Consider the following 21,915-nt stretch of genomic DNA (forward strand, 5'->3'; position numbering starts at 1 on the left):
CGATTCCGCTACGCTGCCCCCTTGACACCCGGCCGTCACCGTGCCGATGCCCCTCATCCGCCTGACGAGTAAGGACGCCCGTGGCCAACGTCGACAGCATCGCCGTAGCGCCCGCCGAACCGGATCCGACGCCGCGGACCGGGCAGGCACCCCGGCCCGCCAACGATCGCGCCGGGCTGTCCCGGGTACGCGCGCTGGTGGCCGTCGCCCCGGCGGTGCTCACCGACGGCGCCGTGATCGCGTTCGCGCTCTTCACCGTGCTCTACCACCTGGCCTTCCTGGGTGACCTGCGTCCGTCGGTGACCTTCCGGATCTGGCTGCTGGTCTGTGTGGTGCTCGCGGTCGTGGCCGTGCTGCGCGCCCGCCGCCGCCGCGCCCCGGCCGACAGCGCCCCGGCCGACAGTGCGCCGGCCGCTCAGGATGAACCCGTCGGCGCGCGCCCCGCCGTCGACCGGCGCCTGCTGGTCGGGGTTCTGGTCGCCGCGGCCGTGGCCGCCGTCTCCGCCGGTGTGGCCGGCACCGACGTCAACCTCTCCTGGTGGATCCCGGCGGTGGCCGGCCTGCTCGCGGCCGTCGGCGGGCTCCTGCTGGTACGCCAGGCCTGGCTGGGCGGCCCGACGTCCGCCCCGGCGGCCCCGGCGCCCACCCCGACGCAGTCGGCGTACGCGCTTGTCGTCTCGGTCCTGGTCGGCATCTCCTCGTTCTTCCTGGCCCGCAACACCCCGGACGACGTCTACTACGTCGGCAAGTCGGTGTGGATCGCCGAGCGTGACCTGATCCCGCTCAACGACTTCCTGTTCTCCGAGAACGTGCTGCCGGCCATGGGCTCGCAGCCGCCCATCCCGTCGATCGAGGTCTTCGACGGCGCGTTCGCCAATGTCGTCGGCATCCACGCCAGCTCGGCCCTCTGGTACGTGCTGCTGCCGATCATGGCGGTGCTCGCGGCGCTGGCGCTGTGGCGGTTGACGCACCGGTGGGCCCCGCGTCGTCCGCTGCTCGCCTTCACCGTGGCGATCGCGTACCTCTACCTCGTCGCCGGCGGGGACGCCGCACTGGGCACGTTCCACCTTCCCCGGCTGCACGAGGGCAAGGGCATGTTCGTCTCGGCGGTCATCCCGCTGATGTGGCTCTACCTGACCGAGTGGTTCGACAACAGGTCGCGGCGCAGCCTGCTGCTCATCGTGGCGCTCTCGATCACCGCGATCGGCCTCACCAACACCGCGGCGATCATCCTGCCGATGCTTGTCGGCGCCGCCGGCTTCGCCATGCTGCTGGTCGGCCGGTGGAAGGCGGCCGTCGTCGCGGCGGTCGCCGCCCTCGCGTACCCGATCGGCTCGCTGGTGGTCTCCCGCCTGGTGCTCGGCGGGATGAGCGCGACCGGCGCGGACGACGCCTTCTTCGACGCGGCGTACACCTACCGGCGGACCCTGCTGTTCGGTGTGGTCGGGGTGATCAGCGGTCTCGCGCTGTGGTGCGGGGCGTTGCTCGCCCGTCGGCGTACGCCCGCGCTGCTCGCCGCCGGCGCCGCCCTGGCGTTGAGCGTGTTGTTCGTGCCCGGCGTGCTGGAGGTGCTGAGCGCGTTGAGTGGCATCTCGGTGGTGCTCTGGCGCGTGCCGTGGCTGCTCGCCCTCCCGACGCTTATCGGTCTGCTCTGCACCGTACGCGTGCCGGCGCCGACCCCGGCGCTGCGCCGGGCGGCGTCCGGGGGGATCGCGGTGCTGCTGGTCGCCTCGTTCGCGCTGTTCGCCACCCCGATGTGGTCGCCGAAGAGCTGGGTCGACGTGCACGACCGTCCCACCTGGAAGCTTCCGCAGCAGCGTCAGGCGATCGCGTTCTGGATCAAGGACCTGGACCGTCCGCAGGGCCTGCTGCTCGCCCCGAAGACGATCATGCGTACGACGCCGATCGTCACCAGCGAGGTCCGGGTTGTCCTACCTCGCGACTTCTATCTCGTCGAGTACGACCTCAACTCCCAGTTCGCCAAGGACCGACTGCTGCTCGCCGACTTCGCCGACGGCACCGCCAGCCCGACCTCGGCCGAGCTGAAGCCGGCACTGGACCGCCTGGACGTGGGCACCATCTGCGTCTACAACGGCAACCAGTACGCCCGCGGCACCGCGCCGCAGCTGGGCTACCAGGAGTTCGCCAAGCGCAGGGCACCCGGCGCGGTGACCTGCTTCCGGCGGGCCGGCTGAGCGCTGCACTCGCACCGAGCGCCCGACCCGGGATGGGGTCGGGCGCGCCCCGGTGCGGAACTTTGCCCGAAATGGTGCCGGATACCCGAGCGACACCGAGCTGTCCCCTCGCGTTAAGGTCGCAGTCACACGCAGCCGGCCGCGATTGAGCCGCTGTGCGACGGGGGAGTGACGTCGGTCCATCACGGGCACCGCCCGCAACGAAATCTCGTAGGGAGCGAACTCGTTTGTTCGGCACGTTGACAGGACGCCTCGGAGTGGCCGCCCAGAGTGCGCTACTGGTCCTGGCCTACCTGGTCATGCTCGTCGGTGGCGTATTCGGTTGGATCGGCCTGTTCGCCGTCGCCGGGTTGGCCGCCATCATCGGCGAGTTCGCCGTTGCCCGCTGGTCACCGCCGTCGCAACTGCTGTTGGAGAAGGTGGGCCTGCACTGGTCGTACCGACAGCTCACCCGCGACCTCGCCGCCGTGTTGCTGGTCGCCGCCGAGGTGCGGCTCAGCGGCGGCGAACTGACCCTGCTGCTCGTGCTGCCGGCGGCGGTGTGGGTCGTGTCGGTCTTTGCCGGTGCGCTCTCCACCATGATCGAGCGTCGTAACCCGCTCTCCGCCATGGTGCGCAACATCGAGCTGGGTCCACTGTCCAGCGCCCCCCAGCCGCCCGCCTGGGCGGCGGCGGTCGCCGGTGACCGGATGCCCCTGCTCAACCTGCTGCTGGTGCCGGCCGGCGTGGCCGCCGCGGTGCAGCACGACCCGACGCCGTTCTTCGTGGCCGGCGCGGTGGCGGTCGTGGCGACAGGTGTGGTGGGCGCCATCATCGCGCTGACCTGGCTACGGGGCCGGGGCGCGGGGCAGGGCCCGCTGCTGCCGGCGGTCCAGCGTTGGCTGGACAACTACCGGCCGGAGGTGGCGCTCTACTTCGCCGGCCCGGCCAAGGACGTCTACCAGGCGAACATGTGGCTCGCCCCGACCGAGGCGCTGCAACAGCGCGCGGTGGTGCTGATGCGCAGCCGGGACGCGTTCCTGGAGCTGGCCGACACCCGACTGCCGGTGATCTGCGTACCGGCCGGGGTCGACTTCATGAACCTCGACCTCGGCGGCATCCGCGCGGCGCTCTACTCCGCCAACGTCGGCGCGAACATCCACATGCTCCGCGAGCCGGGCACGAAGCACGTCTTCGTCGGGCACGGCGACAGCGACAAGCAGGCCAGCGTCAACCCCTACAGCAAGGTGTACGACGAGGTCTGGGTCGCCGGCCTGGCCGGCCGGGAGCGCTACGCGCGGGCCGGCGTGGGGGTGCTCGACTCGGACATCGTCGAGATCGGCCGACCGCAGCTCGCCGGGGTGCACACCTTCGGCGCCGAGTCGGTGGACCGGCCGTTCACCGTCCTCTACGCGCCCACCTGGGAGGGTTGGCTCGACGACGACCCGTACCACACCTCGCTGGTGCTGATGGGTGAGCGGATCGTCAAGGGACTGCTCGCCACGAATCCCCGCGTCCGCCTGATCTACAAGCCGCACCCGCTCACCGGGTCGCGGTCCAGGGCGGCGAAGGTCGTGCACGACCGGATCGTCACGGCGATCCGCGCGGCCGGCGGCGACCCGGACGCGTCCTCGCTGGACGGCACCGCGCACCTGGTGGTCACCGGCCGCACGCCGGCGCTGTTCGACTGCTTCAACCAGACCGACCTGCTGATCAGCGACGTGTCCAGTGTGGTGTCCGACTTCGTGCAGAGCCAGCGGCCGTACGTGGTGGCCAACCCGGGCGGCCTGTCGGAGGACGACTTCCGCCGCGAGTACCCGACGGCTCGGGCCGCGTACCTGCTCTCCAAGGACTGCGGCGAGCTGGAGAAGATCGTGACGGTCACCCGGGCCGGTGACGACCCGCTGACCGAGGCCCGCCGGGAGCTGAAGACCTACCTGCTCGGGCCCGCCGAGGCGAACCCGATGGACCGCTTCCAGCAGGAGATCGACCGGCTCTGCCACTGAACCCCGTCCGCACGGCAGCGCGCCCGGCCCGACACTGTCGGGCCGGGCGCGACCGTGTCACCCCCAGCAGGGCGGTCACCGGGTCAGCCCAGCAGGGCGGCCACCGCGTCGGCGGCCGGAAGGTCCGCCGGCAACGCCCGCGCCGCCACCACCGCCGCGACCGGCAGCGGGCCGTACACGTGCGGGAAGAGCTGCCCGCCGCGCGACGGCTCCCACCGCAGCGCGTCACCCAGCCGCTCCTCGTCGACGCTGAGCACTGTCAACCCGGTCGCCCCGGTGAAGTACCGCCGCGCCGTCTCCACCACCTGGTCGCCGCCGGAGAGGTGGATGAAACCGTCCTGCCGGTCCACGGCGGAGCCGGCGAAGGCACCGGCGGCGAGGGCGTCGTCCCATTCCGCGTTCGACAGCAGTTTGTAGATCACCACAGCAGCGTACGGGGCTGTCGTCGGCGCGCCCGCCCGGTTTTCGCCGGTACCGCCGCGCCCGTCGCCTCCCGCCGGGCATGCTCAGGTCAAGGGCCGCGGAGGGATGGGCGATGCAGAGCTACGACGATGACTGGACCGACAGCCAGCGGGCGCTGTACGACGAGTGCTACCGGGCCGGCGGCGAGTGGGCCGAGGACCCGGACACTCCGTCCGACGACGTACAGCACGTGATCAACCTGGCCGAGGCGGACGACGACGCCTTCCAGGATGCCGAGATCGACTATCCGCCCCTGGTCGACGCGGTCACCCAGGCCAGCGGGGTCAACGTCACAAGCGTGCCGGCCAGCCACGAGGACCCGGGTTTCCGCGGGTTCACCGACGGCGTCCGGGACGCCACCGCCGACGACACCTTCGGCCTCTAGCCGCCGGTAGCCCGCCAGCGCGGGCGGGCGGCCTCCCGGTCCGCGCGCGCTTCTGCCACCATTCGCAGAACAGCGCTGCGACGGACGGGGGCACGGGTGCGGATCCTGCTGGTGGAGGACGACCGCCGGGTGGCCGCCGCGTTGTCCTCCGCCCTCACCCGCCGGGGGTACGAGGTCGAGCACGCCGCCACCGCCGCCGCCGCGCTCTCCGCCGCCCCGTGCGACCTGGTGCTGCTCGACCTGACCCTGCCCGACGGGGACGGCACCGACGTGTGCCGGGAGCTGCGTCGGCGCAGCAGTCAGCTCGGCATCATCGCCGTGACCGCCCGGGGTGAGGAACGTGACCGGGTGCTGGGTCTGCGCCTCGGCGCGGACGACTACGTGGTCAAGCCGTTCTCGATGGTGGAGTTACAGGCCCGGATCGAGGCGGTGCTGCGCCGCGCCGCGAACGCCGCGCCCGAGCGGCACCTCATCGAAGCCGGGTCGGTCCGCATCGACGTGGCCGCGCGGACGGTGACCGTGGACGGCCGCGCCGTCACGTTGACCCGCAAGGAGTTCGACGTGCTCCTCTCGCTGGCCCGCCAGCCCGGGGTGGCGGTGCCCCGCGACCGGATCCTGCTCGACGCCTGGGGCACCACCTGGGCCGACCGGCACACCGTCGAGGTGCACGTCGGGTCGCTGCGCGGCAAGCTCGGCGACGCCCGCCTGGTGGAGACCGTGCGCGGTGTCGGCTACCGGCTGCGCGACGCGTGAGGAGCTGACGTGCGCCGTCGCCTGGTGATCAGCTATCTGCTGCTGATGGTCCTCGTCCTCATCGCGTTGGAGACCCCACTGGCCGCCACCATGGCCAGCCGGGAGACCGAACGGGTCCGCGCCGACCGGCTCGCCGACGCCACCCGGTTCGCCTCGCTGGCCGGGCCAGCGTTGCGCGACGGCGGGCCCGGCCCGATCGAGTCGGAGCTGACCAGCTACGACGACCTGTACGCGATCGGCGCCGCGATCGTCGACCGGGACCGGAACATCCCGGTCTCGTCGCCGAGGTGGCAGCCCAGCCCGGGGACCGCGACGGTGCTGGACGTCGCGCTGTCCGGGCAGCAGACCAGCGCCCCCGAGTCGGTCTGGCCGTGGACGACCGACCCGGTGGTGGTGGCGGTACCGATCAACGACGGAGGTGAGGTGCTCGGCGCGGTGGTGATCGTGACCCCGGCCGGCCCGATCCGCCGAGCTGTCGTCGCGTGGTGGCTGCTGCTCGCCCTGGCCGGTCTGCTCGCCGTGCTGGCCTGCGTGCTCACCGCGTTCGGGCTGGCCGGTTGGGTGCTGCGCCCGGTCACCGAACTGGACGCGGTCACCCACGAGATCGCCGAGGGCGACCGGGGCGCCCGGGTGCAGCACCGGCTGGGGCCGCCGGAGCTGCGCCGCCTCGCCGCCAGCTTCAACCACATGGCCGACGTGGTCTCCGACGTGATGGACCGGCAGCGCGCCTTCGTCGCCCACGCCAGCCACCAACTGCGCAACCCGCTCACCGCGCTGCGGCTGCGGGTGGAGGAGTTGGGGCCCAGCCTCACCGACCCGGACGGCCGGTCCGAGCACCGGCTGGCCCTGGAGGAGACCGACCGCCTCGCGCTGGTGCTCGACGCGCTGCTCACCCTGGCCCGGGCCGAACGGGAGGAGAACGAGCGCGTCACCGTGGACGCCGCCGCGGTGGCCGCCTCCCGGGTGGCCGCGTGGGCGCCGCTGGCCCGGCACCGGTCGGTCGCGTTGCGGCTGGCCACTACCGACGCCCCGGCGTACGCCCAGACCGTGCCGACCGCCGTCGACCAGGCGCTGGACGCGCTCATCGACAACGCGGTGAAGTTCAGCGGGGCGGGCGGGGCGGTGACCGTGACGGTGGCCTGCCGCGACGGCGGGGTGGCGCTGGAGGTACGCGACTCCGGCCCCGGCATGACCGAGAGTCAGCTCGGCCAGGCGACCGAGCGGTTCTGGCGGGCTCCGGACGCGCAGAACGTGGACGGCGCGGGGCTCGGCCTGACCATCGCCGCCGTGCTGGCCGACGCGTCGGACGGGCGGCTCACCATGCGCCCGGGGGAGTCGCGGGGGCTGATCGCCGCCCTGTGGTTCCCGACGCCGGACCTTCCGATGGAGCCGGTGGACGAGGAACCGGCCGCCGACCTGCGACCCTCCCCGGCGCGGTGAGGCCCAACCGTCACGGTTTGGTGGCGCGGTACCAGGCGGCGGCGCCCGGGTGCAGCGACAGCGGCGCGGTGACGATCGCCGAGCGGGGGCTCATCCGTCCCGCCGCCGGATGGGCGGCGGCCAGCTCGGCCCGGCGTTCCATCAGCAGCCGGGTCACCTCCCGGACCAACGGCTCCGGCAGGTTGGCCCGGACGATCAGGTAGTTCGGGTCGGCCACCGTGGTCACCGCGTCCACCCCGTACACCGAGCGGGGGATGTCCCGGGAGACGTAGACCTGGCCGTAGCGGGAGCGCAGCGACTCGGTCCATTCACTGAGGTCCACGATCCGGATGGCGCTGGCCTTGGCCAACTCCTCGATGCCCCGGACCGGCAACCCGCCGGAGAAGAAGAACGCGTCGATCCGCCCGGAGCGGAGCGCCGTCACCGAGTCGTCCAGACCGAGCCGTTCGCGGCGCACCTCGTCGCCACCGAGGCGGGCCACCTCCAGCAGCCGGGTCGCGGTGATCTCGGTGCCCGAGCCGGGGGCGCCGACGGAGACTCGCCGGCCGTTCAGGTCGGCGACCGTGCGGACCGGGCCACCGCTCGTGGTGACCAGGTGCAGCTGGTCGTCGTACACCCGGGCGACGGCCTCGACCGTGGGGCTTCCCGTCGTGCTGGTGGGCAGCACGTCGGCCTGGGTGAAGCCCAGCTCGGCCCCACCGGACCCGACGAGCTGGACGTTCTCCGCCGAGGCGGCGGTGATCACCACGCTTGCCCGTACGCCGGGGAGCTCCCGGTTGAGGATGGCCGCCAGGGACTGCCCGAACGCGTAGTACACGGCGGTGGGACTGCCGGTGGCGATCCGGATCGACGTCGGCTCGGTCGGGGCGTCCCGGCAGCTGGCGACGGCCAGGTTCGCGATCAGCAGCACCGTCGACAGGGCGGCCAGGCCGGCGCGGCGGGACGAGGTACGACTCACGCGGTGCACTGTGCGCCGTTGGGCGGGTGCGCGCAAGCCCGGCTCGACGACGTCCCGGACGGTCGAAATCCGATCAGCAGGCCGCGCGACCTGCCGGTGTCACGACCGCACCCCGCGCCGACGCCGGGATCCCGCCGCCCGCTGTCGCCGTCCCGGGGGCGGCCAGCGGGCCGCGCGCCGGTTCCAACGCCGCGCTGCGCAGGATCCGCTGCCGGTCCGGGCCGTCGGCCACGCTGACCAGGAAGCAGCCGGTGCCCGGGCGGAGCCGGGCCGGCACGTCGAGCACGGCCGCGCCCCGGATCAGCACCGCGGCCAGCTCCCGGTCGGTGAGCCGGACACCGAGGATGTGCCGGCGGACGTGCCGCCCGGCGGCCAGTAGCGCCGAGCGCCAGGCCGCCTCCGCCAGCCGGGTCACCAACCGCCGGCGGGCCGGCGAGGCGCCGGGCAGCGGCCCGCCGAGCAACTCGCGCCGCCCCTGCCACCAGCCCGCGTCCAACATCCGGGTGTACGCGCCCTGGTGCTCGCGGGGCACCCACAGCCGGTGCAGCTCGTAGCGACGGCGCAACCCGCCGACGGTCACCTCGTGGGTGACCGGGATGTCCAGCCGGGCGAGCAGTTGCCGCATCCGCTGCGCGGCGTCCTCCCGGTTGAACTCCACCCCGGGGGTGTGTTCGGCGCGTACCCCACTCGGTCGGGCGGCTGTCGGCGGCGGCGTGCAACGCTGCAGGCAGGCAGCCTCGAACGCGTCGCCCAGGGTCAGCCAGCCCAGCGGGGCCGGGGGCGTCGGGGAGTGGGGCCGGTCGAGCAGTGCGGGTTCACGGGTCAACGGAGGCTCCCTTGTCGGAGTCTGGGTTGCCCTACCGTGACCCCTGGCACGCCGTTACGGAACCGGTCCGGCCCAGCCTTGAGCAAATCTTGCGGCTGTCACGCCGTTACAGGTCGGTGACCACCAGATCCACCTGCCGTACCCGGCCCGCGGCGGCGGTCTGCTCCAGCACGGTGTGCTTCAGCTCCCGCAGGGCGCCCACCAGCTCCACGGCGGTGCGTGGCCGGGCGCCGGCGACGAGCAGGTCCCGGACCAGCCGCCCCTTGGTCGCCTTGTTGAAGTGGCTGACCACGGAGCGGACCGGCACGCCGTCGACCTCCCGCTCGTGCAGAACCCGCACGGTGACCGTCCGCTCGGCCAGCTCCCCGCGCGGCGTCCAGGTGGCCGCGTACGCGCCGGAGCGCAGGTCCAGCACCGGGCCGCGACCGGCGGCGGCGTCCACCGCCGGCGTCAGCTCCCTACGCCAGTACGTCGACAGCGCCCCGACGTCGGGCAGGCGGGCGCCGATCGGGCAGCGGTACGGCGGGATCCGGTCGGCCAACCGGACCGCGCCCCACAACCCGGAGCTGATCAGGATCGACCGGCGGGCCGCCCGTTGCGCCGCGGCCGGCAACGAGGCCAGGTCCAGCGCCTCGTAGAGCACCCCGGTGTAGAGCCGCTCGGCCGGCGCGGTGGCCGCCTCCCGCAGCCGGGCGTTGCGCCGCAGCTCACCCCGCTGGCCCTCGCTGAGGCCGAGCGCCGCCCGCGCGGCCTCCTCGTCCGGCCCGGCGCTCAGCGCCACCAGGGCGTCCAGCACCCGTTCGCGAGCCGGGTTCAGCTCGGGCAGGGAGAATCGGTCCGGGGCCCAGCGCCGTCCGGTGCCGGCGTCGGCCTTCCCCTCCGAGGGCGGCAGCAGGATGAGCATGGGTCTCCTCGACGGGCGAAACGGCGGCGCCCCACGCGCCGGCCCGGCCAGCGTACGACCAGGCCCTACCGCCAGGGCCGCACCGGGGTGTCGGGGTGGTACACGCGATAGCCGCCGACCTCCCGCACCGGCGTGGCGTCGGCCCGGTCGGCGAGCAACCGGCGCAACCGCCGCTCCATCGGCGAGTTGACCTCCACCACGTAGCCCGGCCGCTCGGCCCGCCCCACCTGCCGCCAGTACGGCCGGTAGCGGTTCTGCCCCGGCGACAGGTCGCCGTCGAGCACCCCGCAGACCACAGCCTCATCCGTGTTGAAGATCAACCGGTTGCAGGTCCAGTAGTCCCCGTACACCTCGTGGGGTCCGTCGGCGCGCAGCGCGGCGGCCAACTCCCGGGCCTGGCGCTCCTCGGTCCGCGACGCCGCAGTGCCGGTGGCCACGAAGAGCACGGTGATCACCAGCGTGGTCACGGTCAGCGCGGCCAGCACGGCGGTGGACAGCGCGCCGGCGAACCGCCCGAGCGCGCCGACGGTGCCCCGCCAGCAGGCCACCGCCGCCACCCAGAGCGGCCAGAGCACCGCCGGCAGCGACAGTTGCAGCACCGACAGGTAGCGGGCGTTGTCCAGTGGGCTGGTCGCGGCGAGCGGGCTGCGCACGTACGACAGCAGGGTCAACGCCGCGCCGACGATCAGCGCGAGCTGCACGACCGGCCCGACCCGCTCCCCGCGCGGCACCCCGGCCGCCCGTCCGACCCGCTCCCCGCCCGGCGTCCGGGCCGCGCGACGGTACGCGAACACCGCGAGGGCCGCTCCGGCCACCAGCAGCACCGGGTACAGCACGCCGAACCACTGTTGCCAGCGTCCGCAGCCGTCCACCGGGCAGAGCCCGTGCGCCAGCGGCACCCCCTCCAGCAGGCCGCCCCGGATCCGGTCGGACCACGGCGGCTGCGGCCCGGTCTTCGTGCTGACCGCCCGGAACACCGACAGCGAGTCCTCACCGGGCCCGGCCCGCAGGTTGTCGACGATCATCGGGGCCACGCCGACGACCACCCCCGCCACCAGCAGCAGGCCGGACCAGCCGAGCAGCTCCCGCCGGACCGCCCAGACCAGGGCCAGCCCGGCCACCGCGAGGTACGGCAGGATCAGCCAGTCCGACCAGACGGACAGCCCGACGAGCAGCCCGAACAGGCCGATCGCGAGCCGTCGGCGGTGGACCGTGCGGGCGGCCAACCCCACGGTGATCAGCAGCATCAGCAGCACCGCCGGCTTCACCTCCGGCCGCCCACCGACGACGGTGAGCTGGTCGCGCACCACCCGCTCCGGTCCGAGCGCGAGCAGACCCACCACGAAGGCGGCGAACCACGGTGTGCAGAGCCGGCGGGTCAGCCGGTGGATCAGGTAGAGGAAGACCGCGTACAGCGCGAGCATCGGCAGCCGCAGCACCGGCCAGCTCGGCCCGACCAGCGCCACCAGGGGAGCGGCCAGGTACGACTCCAACATCCCCATGTAGTGCTGGCCGTAGAGGAAGACCGGGTGTTCCCGGCCCTGCCCGATGTGCAGCGCGGCGAGGCCGAAGGTCGCCTCGTCGCTGTTCGACACCGGCACGGTGAACAGCGTCAGGACCAGCCGGTAGACGACACCGGCGAGCCCGAACAGCAGCGCGACGAGCGCCGGCCGGTCGAGTCGCGGGCGCCATCGCCCGCGGTGCTGCTCTGGATGCGACACGACCAACGCCCCCGTCGTCGTCCCGACCGGAGTGTTTCACGTTCGGCCGGGCCGCCGAGGTGGATCGGCGTAGCCGGGGTGGGGCGGGATCGGCTCGACGGTGGCCGGGTCGGATCGGCGCAGCCCGGTTGGCTCGCATGGCCGTGGCTGTCGACGTGTGGCAGGGTTGGCCCGTGCCACCCACTCCCGCCGGCCAACTGGCCGTTCCGAACCTGCACCGGGCTGCGCGGATCGAGGACGCCGTGCACCAGATCGTCGAGCGTCGGCTGCGGCGCACCGGCTGGCGGGTCAACATCGTCGCGTACACCGGCTACGGCGCGCCGGGTTGGGTGCGGGTGATGTGCCGGGTGCTGCTGGGTCGTCCGGACACCCGCCAGCGGGGTCGGTTGGACAAGGTCCGCGGCTGGCGCAGCTTCACCACGCTGCCCGCCAAGCACGTCACCGTGACCATCGAGGCCGGCGGGGTGTGCCACGAGACGCGGGCCGACCGCAGCGGCTTCGTCGACACCCTTGTCGAGGCCGACCTGCCACCCGGTTGGGGTACGGTCCGGCTCAGCGTCCCGGACGCCGAGCCGGTGGACGCGCCGGTGCGCATCCTCGACCCGGATGTCAGGTTCGGCATCCTCTCCGACATCGACGACACGGTGATGGTGACCGCGCTGCCCCGACCGCTGCTCGCCGCCTGGAACACGTTCGTGCTCGACGAGCACGCCCGCGCGGCCGTGCCCGGCATGGCGGTGCTCTACGAGCGGCTGGTCACCGCGCACCCCGGCTCGCCGGTCTTCTACCTCTCCACCGGAGCGTGGAATGTGGCCCCCACGTTGACCCGCTTCCTGTCCCGGCACCTCTACCCGGCCGGGCCGCTGCTGCTCACCGACTGGGGCCCCACCGCCGACCGCTGGTTCCGCAGCGGCATGGAACACAAACGGGTCACACTCGCCCGGCTGGCCCGGGAGTTCCCCGACGTGCGCTGGCTGCTGGTCGGCGACGACGGTCAGCACGACCAGGAGATCTACCGGGAGTTCGCCGCCGCCCACCCGGAGAACGTCGCCGGGGTGGCGATCCGCCGGCTCTCCCCGACCCAGTCGGTGCTGGCCGGTAGCCTGCCCGCCCCGGCCGGCCGCCCGTCGTCGGGGCCGGTGGGGCAGAAGTGGCTCTCCGCCCCGGACGGCGCCGGCCTGTGGCAGCTGCTGCGCGACGCCGGCCTGGTCTGACCGGCCGGCCTCGTCAGTCCCGGCGGAGCCAGACGGCGCCCAGCGGCGGCACCTGGAGGGCCGCTGACGCGACCATCCCGTGCCACGGCACGTCCTCGGCCCGCACCGCGCCCAGGTTGCCCACCCCCGACCCGCCGTAGTGGTGTGCGTCGGTGTTGAGCACCTCCTGCCACGTGCCGCCGGCCGGCAGGCCGATCCGGTAGTCGTGCAGGGGCTGGGCGGAGAAGTTCGCCACGCAGACAAGCGTCGAGCCGTCCGGGGCGATCCGGACGAACGACACGGTGTTGTTGGCGACGTCGTCGCCGGCGATCCAGCGGAAGCCGGCCGGTTCGGTGTCCTGTGCCCAGAGCGCCGGGGTGTCCCGGTAGACCCGGTTGAGGTCGGCGACGAGTCGTTGCACGCCGGCGCGGGCCGGGTCGTGCAGCAGGTACCAGTCGAGGCCGCGTTCCTCGCTCCACTCCCGGTCGTCGGCCAGTTCGGAGCCCATGAAGATCAGCTGCTTGCCGGGGTGCGCCCACATGTACGCCAGCAGCGCCCGCACGTTCGCCAGCCGTTGCCAGGTGTCGCCGGGCATCTTGCCAGCCAGTGAGCCCTTGCCGTGCACCACCTCGTCGTGGCTGATCGGCAGCACGTAGTTCTCGCTCCAGGCGTACGCCAGGGAGAAGGTGAGCTGGTGGTGGTGGTGCTGGCGGTAGACCGGGTCCTTCGAGGTGTAGAGCAGGGTGTCGTGCATCCAGCCCATGTTCCACTTGAAGCCGAAGCCCAGCCCGCCCTCGGCGGTGGAGCGGGTGACGCCCGGCCAGGCGGTGGACTCCTCGGCGATCATGACGACGCCGGCGTGGTGCTTGTAGACGGTCGCGTTCACCTCCTGCATGAACGCGATGGCCTCCAGGTTCTCCCGACCGCCGTACTTGTTCGGGGCCCACTCGCCGTGGTTGCGGGAGTAGTCGAGGTAGAGCATCGAGGCGACCGCGTCGACCCGCAGCCCGTCGACGTGGAACTGGTCGCACCAGTAGAGCGCGTTGGCGACCAGGAAGTTGCGCACCTCGTTGCGGCCGAAGTCGAAGACGTACGTGCCCCAGTCGGGGTGCTCGCCGCGCCGCGGGTCGGGGTGCTCGTAGAGCGGGGTGCCGTCGAACCGGGCCAGCGCCCACTCGTCCTTGGGGAAGTGCGCGGGAACCCAGTCCAGGAGTACGCCGATGCCGGCGGCGTGCAACTGGTCGACGAGGTGGCGGAACTCGTCCGGGTCGCCGAACCGGGAGGTCGGCGCGTAGTAGCCGGTCACCTGGTAGCCCCAGGAACCGCCGAACGGGTGTTCCATCACCGGCAGGAACTCCACGTGCGTGAAGCCCAGCTCGGTGACGTACGCGGTGAGTTGCTCGGCCAGCTCGCGGTAGCCCAGACCGGGCCGCCACGAGCCGAGGTGCACCTCGTAGACGCTCATCGGTTCCTGGTGCGGCTGCCGTTCGGCCCGCCGGGCCAGCCAGTCCGCGTCGTTCCACCGGTACGTCGAGTGGTGCACCACCGAGGCGGTGGCCGGCGGCACCTCGGCGTACGCGGCCAGGGGGTCGGCCTTGTCCCGCCACTGCCCGTCGGCGCCCAGCACCCGGTACTTGTAGCGGGCCCCGACCCGGGCGTTGGGGACGAACAGCTCCCACACCCCGCTGGAGCCGAGCGACCGCATCGGCCAGCCGTCGTCGGGGCCCCAGCCGGTGAATTCGCCGACCACCCGCACTCCACGGGCGTTGGGCGCCCAGACGCTGAACGCCACGCCCTCGTCGAAGACCCGGGCGCCGAGCGCCTCCCACAGCCGCTCGTGCCGGCCCTCGCGGATCAGGTGCAGGTCCAGCTCACCGAGGGTCGGCGGGTACCGGTACGGGTCGTCGTGCGTGGTGCCGTCGACCTCGACCCGGTAGTCGAGCACGGTGCCGTCGACCTGCGCCTCGAAGACGCCCACGTCGTGCACCCGCTTCATGGGGTGCCGCTCGTCGCCGACGAGCAGCGTGACGTCGCCGGCGCCCCGGCGCATCGTGCGGATCGTCGTCGAGGAGTCGGCGGGGTGCGCGCCGAGCAGCGCGTGCGGGTCGTGCGTCGCGCCGGAGATCAGCTGGTCCATCGGGCGTCCTTCGGGGCGGGAGCGGTCGGCGCGGAACGGGATGAGCGGGCGGCAGACGAACGGGCAGCCAGGCGGGAAGCCACCGTGGCCGGCGTCGTCGTGGCCGGGGCCGTCGTGGCCGGGGCGGTCGTGGCTGGGGCGGTCGTGGCCGGGGTCGTCGGCGCGGTGCCGCCGGAGAGGTCGTCCGGCACCTCGGCGACGGTGAGGTCGGCGGGCTCGGCGCCCGCCGGCTGCGGCGCGGTCGGCGGGGTCGGGCGGCGCACGGTCAACACGTGCGCGGGTTGCAGGTACGGGTCGAGCCGGACCGCGTTGCGCTGACCCCAGTCGTAGCTGGTGCCGGTCAGCTCGTCGTGCACCGTGAATCGCTCGTGCCAGTCGAAGCCGAGCGCCGGCATGTCGAGGGTGGTGTTGCCCCACTGCACGACGCGCGGGTCGAACGAGCAGATCACGATGACCGTGTTGCCGGTCTCCGGGTCGTGCTTGGACCAGCAGAGCAGCGCCGGGTTGTCGATCTCGTGGAAGCGCAGGTTGCGGAGCTGGTGCAGGGCCGGGTTGTCGCGGCGTACCCGGTTGAGGGTGGTCAGGAACGGCGCCAGCGAGCGGCCCTGCGCCTCGGCGCCGGCCCAGTCCCGGGGGCGCAGCTCGTACTTCTCGTTGTCCAGGTACTCCTCGGCGCCCGGCCGGGCCACGTGCTCGAACAGCTCGTAACCGGCGTACAGGCCCCAGGAGGGGGAGAGCAGCGCGGCCAGCACCGCCCGGATCTTGAACATCGGTGGGCCGCCGTGCTGCAACGACTCGTGCAGGATGTCCGGGGTGTTCGGCCAGAAGTTCGGCCGCATGTAGTCGGCCGCCTCGATCAGCTCCTCGCAGTACTCCCGCATCTCGGCGGCCGTCGTGCGCCAGGTGAAATAGGTGTACGACTGCGTGAAGCCGATCTTGCCGAGGCCGTGCATGATGGCGGGCCGGGTGAACGCCTCGGCCAGGAACAGCACGTCCGGGTCGACCGCCTTCACCTCGGCGATCAGCCAGTGCCAGAAGTCGAACGGCTTGGTGTGCGGGTTGTCCACCCGGAAGATCCGGATGCCCTCGCCGACCCAGTGCAGCACCACCCGCAGCACCTCGGCCCGGATGCCCTCCGGGTCGTTGTCGAAGTTGACCGGGTAGATGTCCTGGTACTTCTTCGGTGGGTTCTCCGCGTACGCGATGCTGCCGTCGGCCCGGGTGGTGAACCACTCCGGGTGCTCGGTGACCCAGGGGTGGTCCGGCGCGCACTGCAACGCCAGGTCCATCGCCACCTCCAGGCCCTGCGCCGCCGCCGCCTGGATGAAGGCCCGGAAGTCTGCCGGCGTACCCAGATCGGGGTGGATTGTGTCGTGGCCGCCCTCGGCGGCGCCGATCGCCCACGGCGAGCCCACGTCGGTCGGCCCGGCGGTGAGCGCGTTGTTGCGGCCCTTGCGGTTGACCCGGCCGATGGGGTGGATCGGCGGCAGGTAGAGCACGTCGAAGCCCATCGCGGCGACACCCGGCAGCCGCTCGGTGGCGGTAGCGAAGGTGCCGGACCGGCCGCCCACCGCTCCTTCGGAGCGGGGAAAGAACTCGTACCAGGCCGAGTAGAGCGCCCGCTTGCGGTCAACCCAGATCGAGTACGTGTCACCGACGGTGACCAACTCCCGTACCGGGTGCTCCCAGAGCAGGTCGGCCAGGGCCAGCGCCGGGTCGACCCGCTGGGCCAGCGGCAGGTCGGTGTCGACAAGCGCGGTGAGCGCGTCGGCGACCCGGGGCCGGTCGGCGGTCGGGACGAGGTCCCGGGCGGCGGCGAGCACCCGCGCGCCCTCGGCCAGGTCGTTGGCCAGGTCCTCCGGCCCCTGCCCGGCGGCGATCTTCTTGGTCACCGCGTTCTGCCAGGTCAGGTACGGGTCCTGGAACGCCTCTACGGAGAAGGTCCACGAGCCGACGGCGTCCGGTGCGATGGTGGCGTGCCAGCGGTCCTGGCCGGGCTCGCCGGGGCGCATCCGGGTGAACGGCCGGCTCGCGCCATCCGGGCCAGCCCACACCACGTTGCAGCCGAGCGCGTCGTGCCCCTCCCGGTAGGCGCGCGCCGACACCGGAACCGGCTCGTCGACCACCGCCTTGGCCGGGTATCGCCCGCACGAGACGACGGGGGAGACGTCTTCGATCGGGAACCGTCCAGTCACCCCGCCAACCTACTGCGCGAGATCCGTTCGCGCGCGGCCAAGCCCGCCGGTCCGCCCCACGCCCCCGGGTAGCCCAGCAAGATCCGCGCACCTTCGGGGAAGCTGCTGCTTCCCGACGCTGACGCTGACCACGCCGGGCGACTGATCACACTCGGGCCGCTGACCGCCGCTCCCGTCGTCCGACCGTCACCCGCTTGCGCGCGGCCACACACCTCGCTTGCCCCGCCTCGCCCCGTCGCGACGGTCCGCAGCCTGCAAGATCGCGCAAAATCCTGGTTGTAGTGGTATCGGCGCGGCGGCGATGCCACTAGATCCTGGTTCGAGCGTGACCTTGACGGCGGTTGGCACTCCAAGCCCGGGTTCCGGTCTCGAAGGCGGTGCCGTGGCCCGGACTGCCCTCAAGATCCACACGGCTTCCTTGAAAGCGCGGTGTCGAGGCGACCCGGATGCTGCGGCTTCCTGCAACCCGAGTGGATCTAGGCAGGGCGAGGGCCGCGAACGGAGTCAGGCAGGCGGGTTCGGGGCCACGAACGACCCCTTGCCCTGTCGGGTGACGATCCAGCCTCGCTCCTCCAGAATCCGGAGGGCGTAACGCACTGGCCAGGCGCTTGACTGGTACTGCTCGCGCATCTCGGCGATGGACGGCAGCTTGTCGCCTGGCTGCAAAGTGCCCGCCCGGATCGAAGCCGATACGTCAGCGATGATCTGCTCGTAAAGCGGTGCCTGCGGCATGGTGGTGCCACCTCTCGTCAGCGCACCGATCTTCGCACCATGAGTGACACACCGTGCATGCTCTGTTGACTGTGAAGGCAGTGCCTTCTAAGTTGGATTGCGACAGGGATCCTCTCGTCAGCAGCGGAGTGTCCTGAGCAACTGGGCGGTGAACGCAACAGCTCCCGCGCAACCCGCCGCCGGCCTGCACTTCTCATCGCCCGCGACCTCCCAGCACCCAGTACCCCCGTCACCCACCCATTCATCGCGCCGCGAGGAGGCACAGTTGGACGAGCGACTGCCGGATGGGCCGCTGCCGCCCGCGTACCCCATTGCCGGGGGGCGGCCACCGCAGCCGGACGGGGATCGGGTGCCCGGTCCGGCCCGGCCCACGCGGGAGCCGCTCACCGGGCGGCAGTACGCCCACGGCATCGCGATCGCTGTGGTCGTATTCGTGCTGTTTGTGGTTGGGGTCCTGCGGTGAGCGCGACGGGCCGGCGGTGAACGAGCTGCCGGTAGGCCGCCGGGTCGCGCTGTGGCGGGTACGGCGGAACATGACGCAGCAGCAGTTCGCCGACCGGCTCGGCAAGTCGAAGAGTTGGGTGGACAAGGTCGAGCGTGGGGTACGTCGGTTGGAGCGGGTGTCCAACCTCCGGGAGGTCGCCGAGACGCTGCGCATCGACGTGGAGGTTCTGCTGGCGGCCCGGCCCGTGCGGCCGACTCCGGTCACGGCCGGGGTGGACGCGGTGCGGACGGCGCTGGCCCGCTACCACCTACCGGGTGCGGACCGGCCGCCGCTGGTGGATGAGTTGCGGGCCCGGCTGGAGCATGCCGAGCAGAGCTATCGGCACGCCCGTTATCCGGCGCTGCTGGCCCTGCTGCCCGGTCTGCTCGACGCCGTCCGCGAAGCGCACGCCGCTCGCCCCGGCGCGGCGGACGTGCTGCTGGTGTCGGTGTACGGGCTCATCGCGTTGGTGCTGGTCAAGGTCGACCAGGGGGAGTTGGCCTGGCTGGCCGCCGACCGTGGAATGACCGTCGCCCTGGCGACCCACGACCCGCAGCTGGCCGCCGTCGCCACCGTTTCACTGAGTCAGGCCCTGCGGTCCCGTGGTCGACGGCGCTCCGCCCTGGACGCCGCGCTCGTCGCCGCGGACCGCATCGGCACGCACGATGGGTCCCCGGCCAGCGCGCTGCGCGGGACGTTGCTCCTTCAAGCCGCCCTCGCCGCCGCGGGCGGGGGAGACGAACGCCTCGCCCGCCAGGCGCTCGACCAGGCCGCGGAGATCGCCCGAGACGCCGGCCGGGGCGACGGCGACGGTGGTGCTGGCTCGGGTGGTGCTGGCTGTGGCGGTGCGGTCTTCGGTGTCGGGGGTTTCGGTCAGGCGGCGGTCGAAGCCGCCCGGGTGGTTGCCGACACTGCCCTCGGCGACGTCACCACGGCGACCGCCCGGCACGAGCGACTAGTGGCCGGCGACGAGTGGCGGTGCCTGCCGCCCGAGCACCGGGCCGCGTACCTCCTTGATGTGGCCCGTGGGTACGCCCTGGCCGGCGACGTGTATCGCGCGGGCCGTGCGGTCCTCGACGCGGAGCGCACCGCCCGCAGCGAGGTGCACGACCGGCCGGCGGTACGGAAGCTGGTCGCGGTCGTGTGGCGGTCCGCCGACGCACCGGCCGGCCTGGCCCAGCTCGCCGCCACCCTCCGCGTCACGTGACGCGCGCCGCGGGCAGCGGTCAGCTCCGTCGCTGGCTATCTGCGTCGGTGGTACTGGTTGCGGCGGGGGACCTGTTCGGGGTCGAGCCAGGCCGGTGGGATGAACTCTGGATGCCCGTCGCCGCCGAGCTGGACGACCCAGTCGCCGTGGTGCAGGTGTCGGTGGTGGTGGCCGCAGAGCAGCACAGCGTTGGCCAGGCAGGTCGGGCCGCCGTCGGCCCAGTGCTTGATGTGGTGGCCGTCGCACCAGCGCGGCGGACGGTCGCAGCCCGGGAACGCGCAACCCCGGTCGCGCAGCACGAGTGCGCGTCGCAGCGGACCGCTGATGAGGCGGCGTTGCCGGCCGACGTCGAGTGGTTGACCGTTGCCGCCGAGCACTGCGGGCAGGATCGCCGCGTCGCAGGCCAGGCGGCGCACGGCCTCGGGCGTGAGGTGTAGGCCGGTGTCGAGAGCGCCGGTGCCCAACTGGCGGGTCAGCCCGTCGTAGCTGGTGGTGACGACGAGTTGGGCGAGGTCGCCGCCGTTCTCGGGTAGCTCACCGGTACGAAGGGCGAGCCGGCACAGGTCGGCGACGGCGTCGTGGCGGCGTTGGCCCGGGGTGCGGGTGTCGTCGGGCCCGGTGGGGGTGGTGAGCGGGTCGATGGCGGCGCGCAACGCGGCGGCGGCTTCGGGGTCGAGGATGCCGGTGAGGCGTAGCCGGCCGTCGGTCTGCTCGCTGATGGTGACGTGCCGCTCGCGGGCGGCCCGCGACTCCTGCGCCCGCAGCGCCGCCTCGGCGGCGGCGTCGGCGACGTCCGGGGCGACGTGGTCGAGGATCCGGGTGCCGAGCCTGCGCAGCAGGGCGGCGTCGAACTGTGTCGCCCAGTCGACGAGGACGCCGACGGCCTTGTCGGCGGCCTCCGCCCCGGCGGTTGCGTGGACGGTCTCGACCGTGGCGGCGATGACCCGGACCTGCTCCACGTCGACCGCCCCGCCGGCCAACGCGTCCCGCACTCCGGGCGGCGCGGTGTCGAGGGTGGCGGCCAGCTCGACCAGACGACGGGCGACACCGACGCCGAGGCGCAACCGGTCACGCAGCCACACCGCCGTCGAGGACGCCCCCTGTGCCGTCGCGGTGCCTCGGCCATCCAACTCCCGCACCAGGGTCAACTTGACCGCCGCCAGGCGCTGCTCCAGGCGATGCGTCGCCTCCAAGGCTGCCACGAGATCGCGCTCGGTGGCAGCCCAGGCGGCCGTGCCGAAGCAGCCCGCCACCGCGGCCTCGGCCTGCTCCAACGCATCGATCACCGGCAAAGACTAGAACAGGTGTACGACACTTTCCGATCCCGTGGGCTGGTCCGGTCGAGGCGGATCACCACAGCGGAAGTGACGTAGCCTCCCGCCATGACCGAACGGGTGAGCGTCGCGGTTGTCGGTGTCGGTAACAACACGTCCGCGTTGGTGCAGGGGCTTGCCCTCTACCGCCAGAGCGGCAGCCTGGTCGGAATCCGCAGGCCGATGATCGACGGGCTCGGGGTGGGGGACATCGACGTGGTGGCGGCCTTCGCCACCTCCGAGGAGAAGATCGGTCGGGACCTGACCGAGGCGATCTTCCTGGCGCCCAACAACTTCCCCCGGCTGAACTGCGACCTGCCCGAAGCGGGTGTGCCGGTCACGAAGGGCCTCGTCGACGCGACCGAGGTGCGGCGGGTGGCGGCGGCGCTGGCAGGGGCGGAGGTGCTGCTCTACTCGGCGCCGAGTGGCCGGCCGGAGACCGCCCAGGCGTACGCCGCGGCAGCCCACACGGCGGGTGTCGCCTTCATCAACACCACCTCCGACCCGGTCGCCCGCGATCCGCGGCTGCTGGCGAGCTTCGAGGCGGCCGGTCTGCCGCTGCTCGGCGACGACCTGGCCAGCCAGTTCGGCACCTCGGTGCTGCACAACGCGCTGCTGCGGCTCCTGGAGGAGCGGGGCCTCACCCTGGTCAGCTCCTACCAGGTCAATCTGGGCGGCACCGAGGACTTCCGCAACCTGGTCGAGAACCCCAACACCAAGAAGCAGTCCAAGCTCAACGCCCTGTCGGCGGCTGGCAGCGTCGAGGTGGCCCCGCTCGGATATCTGCCGCATCTCGCGTCGCAGAAGGTGGCTCACCTCAACCTTGAGGCGCAGGGTTGGGGTGAGACCTCGGTGAGCCTCGACGTGAAGCTGAAGGTGCATGACCCGAGTGGTGCCGCCGGCGTCAACATCGACCTCATCCGCATCGCCGCCAGCGCGCTACGGAACGGGCGCGGTGGTCATCGCGCCGAGGCGACGCCGTTGCTCAAGTCGCCGCCGGGAACGGCGATCTGACGTCCGTCTCC

General features: G+C 72.8%; 18 protein-coding genes. 9 read left to right on the top strand and 9 right to left on the bottom strand.

Annotation, left to right across the window (positions count from 1 at the left end; genetic code table 11):
- Nucleotides 1-80: 80 nt before the first annotated feature.
- Together ACFYL6_RS31280 and ACFYL6_RS31285 are read left to right on the top strand one after the other, a co-directional pair.
- The gene (locus ACFYL6_RS31280; RefSeq protein ID WP_387176828.1) at nucleotides 81-2,195 is read left to right on the top strand and encodes a DUF6077 domain-containing protein; all 2,115 of its coding nucleotides are present in this window, start codon (nucleotides 81-83) and stop codon (nucleotides 2,193-2,195) included.
- Nucleotides 2,196-2,422: 227 nt separating this feature from the next.
- Nucleotides 2,423-4,180 carry a CDP-glycerol glycerophosphotransferase family protein gene (locus tag ACFYL6_RS31285; RefSeq protein ID WP_387176829.1) on the top strand — a complete coding sequence of 586 codons (1,758 nt, stop codon included), beginning with the start codon at nucleotides 2,423-2,425 and terminating at the stop codon, nucleotides 4,178-4,180.
- Nucleotides 4,181-4,263: 83 nt separating this feature from the next.
- Here the strand turns inward: ACFYL6_RS31285 and ACFYL6_RS31290 are convergent, their stop codons facing one another.
- A complete protein-coding gene (locus tag ACFYL6_RS31290) occupies nucleotides 4,264-4,602 on the bottom strand; it encodes a DUF952 domain-containing protein (protein ID WP_387176830.1) in 339 nt (112 codons plus the stop codon).
- Between the two features lie 113 nt (nucleotides 4,603-4,715).
- Between ACFYL6_RS31290 and ACFYL6_RS31295 the strand changes: the two genes are divergently transcribed.
- The 3 genes from ACFYL6_RS31295 (at nucleotide 4,716) to ACFYL6_RS31305 (ending at nucleotide 7,220) form a co-directional block, all read left to right on the top strand.
- A complete protein-coding gene (locus ACFYL6_RS31295; protein ID WP_204944301.1) occupies nucleotides 4,716-5,027 on the top strand; it encodes a hypothetical protein in 312 nt (103 codons plus the stop codon).
- Nucleotides 5,028-5,123: 96 nt separating this feature from the next.
- On the top strand, nucleotides 5,124-5,780 hold the full coding sequence (locus tag ACFYL6_RS31300) for a response regulator transcription factor (protein WP_387176831.1): 657 nt from the start codon (nucleotides 5,124-5,126) through the stop codon (nucleotides 5,778-5,780).
- A 9-nt stretch (nucleotides 5,781-5,789) separates the two neighbouring features.
- Nucleotides 5,790-7,220, top strand: coding sequence for a sensor histidine kinase (locus ACFYL6_RS31305; RefSeq protein ID WP_387176832.1), 1,431 nt, complete (start codon nucleotides 5,790-5,792; stop codon nucleotides 7,218-7,220).
- A 10-nt stretch (nucleotides 7,221-7,230) separates the two neighbouring features.
- On the opposite strand, the gene ACFYL6_RS31310 is transcribed toward ACFYL6_RS31305, so the two are convergent.
- The 4 genes from ACFYL6_RS31310 to ACFYL6_RS31325 all read right to left on the bottom strand — a co-directional run bounded on the left by ACFYL6_RS31310 (nucleotide 7,231) and on the right by ACFYL6_RS31325 (nucleotide 11,629).
- Nucleotides 7,231-8,130, bottom strand: a complete 900-nt coding sequence (locus ACFYL6_RS31310; RefSeq protein WP_387176873.1) for a TAXI family TRAP transporter solute-binding subunit — start codon at nucleotides 8,128-8,130, stop codon at nucleotides 7,231-7,233.
- A 121-nt stretch (nucleotides 8,131-8,251) separates the two neighbouring features.
- On the bottom strand, nucleotides 8,252-9,004 hold the full coding sequence (locus tag ACFYL6_RS31315) for a hypothetical protein (RefSeq protein WP_387176833.1): 753 nt from the start codon (nucleotides 9,002-9,004) through the stop codon (nucleotides 8,252-8,254).
- Nucleotides 9,005-9,110: 106 nt separating this feature from the next.
- Nucleotides 9,111-9,908 (bottom strand): peroxide stress protein YaaA, encoded by a 798-nt coding sequence (yaaA, locus tag ACFYL6_RS31320; RefSeq protein ID WP_387176834.1) that lies wholly within the window; start codon nucleotides 9,906-9,908, stop codon nucleotides 9,111-9,113.
- Between the two features lie 65 nt (nucleotides 9,909-9,973).
- Nucleotides 9,974-11,629, bottom strand: a complete 1,656-nt coding sequence (locus ACFYL6_RS31325; RefSeq protein WP_387176835.1) for an ArnT family glycosyltransferase — start codon at nucleotides 11,627-11,629, stop codon at nucleotides 9,974-9,976.
- A gap of 137 nt (nucleotides 11,630-11,766) precedes the next feature.
- On the opposite strand from ACFYL6_RS31325, the gene ACFYL6_RS31330 reads away from it, so the two are divergent.
- Complete coding sequence (locus ACFYL6_RS31330; protein ID WP_387176836.1) at nucleotides 11,767-12,843, top strand: App1 family protein; 1,077 nt, start codon at nucleotides 11,767-11,769, stop codon at nucleotides 12,841-12,843.
- Between the two features lie 13 nt (nucleotides 12,844-12,856).
- Here the strand turns inward: ACFYL6_RS31330 and glgB are convergent, their stop codons facing one another.
- From glgB to ACFYL6_RS31345, 3 genes are all read right to left on the bottom strand, one after another.
- Nucleotides 12,857-14,959, bottom strand: a complete 2,103-nt coding sequence (gene glgB / locus ACFYL6_RS31335) for a 1,4-alpha-glucan branching protein GlgB (RefSeq protein WP_387176837.1) — start codon at nucleotides 14,957-14,959, stop codon at nucleotides 12,857-12,859.
- On the bottom strand, nucleotides 14,947-17,154 hold the full coding sequence (locus tag ACFYL6_RS31340; protein WP_387176838.1) for a maltotransferase domain-containing protein: 2,208 nt from the start codon (nucleotides 17,152-17,154) through the stop codon (nucleotides 14,947-14,949). Before ACFYL6_RS31340 ends, glgB begins: the two co-directional genes overlap by 13 nt.
- 504 nt (nucleotides 17,155-17,658) lie before the next feature.
- The gene (locus tag ACFYL6_RS31345; RefSeq protein WP_238659683.1) at nucleotides 17,659-17,886 is read right to left on the bottom strand and encodes a winged helix-turn-helix domain-containing protein; all 228 of its coding nucleotides are present in this window, start codon (nucleotides 17,884-17,886) and stop codon (nucleotides 17,659-17,661) included.
- 265 nt (nucleotides 17,887-18,151) lie between these two features.
- Here ACFYL6_RS31345 and ACFYL6_RS31350 point away from each other — a divergent pair, with 265 nt between their 5' ends.
- Both ACFYL6_RS31350 and ACFYL6_RS31355 read left to right on the top strand, forming a co-directional pair.
- Complete coding sequence (locus ACFYL6_RS31350) at nucleotides 18,152-18,349, top strand: hypothetical protein (RefSeq protein ID WP_387176839.1); 198 nt, start codon at nucleotides 18,152-18,154, stop codon at nucleotides 18,347-18,349.
- A gap of 16 nt (nucleotides 18,350-18,365) precedes the next feature.
- Entirely contained in the window at nucleotides 18,366-19,577 is a 1,212-nt protein-coding gene (locus ACFYL6_RS31355) for a helix-turn-helix domain-containing protein (RefSeq protein ID WP_387176840.1), read from the top strand.
- A 35-nt stretch (nucleotides 19,578-19,612) separates the two neighbouring features.
- Here ACFYL6_RS31355 and ACFYL6_RS31360 read toward each other — a convergent pair whose 3' ends face one another.
- Nucleotides 19,613-20,863, bottom strand: coding sequence for a DUF222 domain-containing protein (locus tag ACFYL6_RS31360; RefSeq protein ID WP_387176841.1), 1,251 nt, complete (start codon nucleotides 20,861-20,863; stop codon nucleotides 19,613-19,615).
- Nucleotides 20,864-20,959: 96 nt separating this feature from the next.
- Here ACFYL6_RS31360 and ACFYL6_RS31365 point away from each other — a divergent pair, with 96 nt between their 5' ends.
- Nucleotides 20,960-21,904: an inositol-3-phosphate synthase gene (locus tag ACFYL6_RS31365; protein ID WP_387176842.1), complete on the top strand. Its 945-nt coding sequence runs from the start codon at nucleotides 20,960-20,962 to the stop codon at nucleotides 21,902-21,904.
- Nucleotides 21,905-21,915 lie beyond the last annotated feature (11 nt).

It is taken from the genome of Micromonospora sp. NPDC007208 (assembly GCF_042869175.1).
GTDB classification, from domain to species: Bacteria; Actinomycetota; Actinomycetes; order Mycobacteriales; family Micromonosporaceae; genus Micromonospora; species Micromonospora foliorum.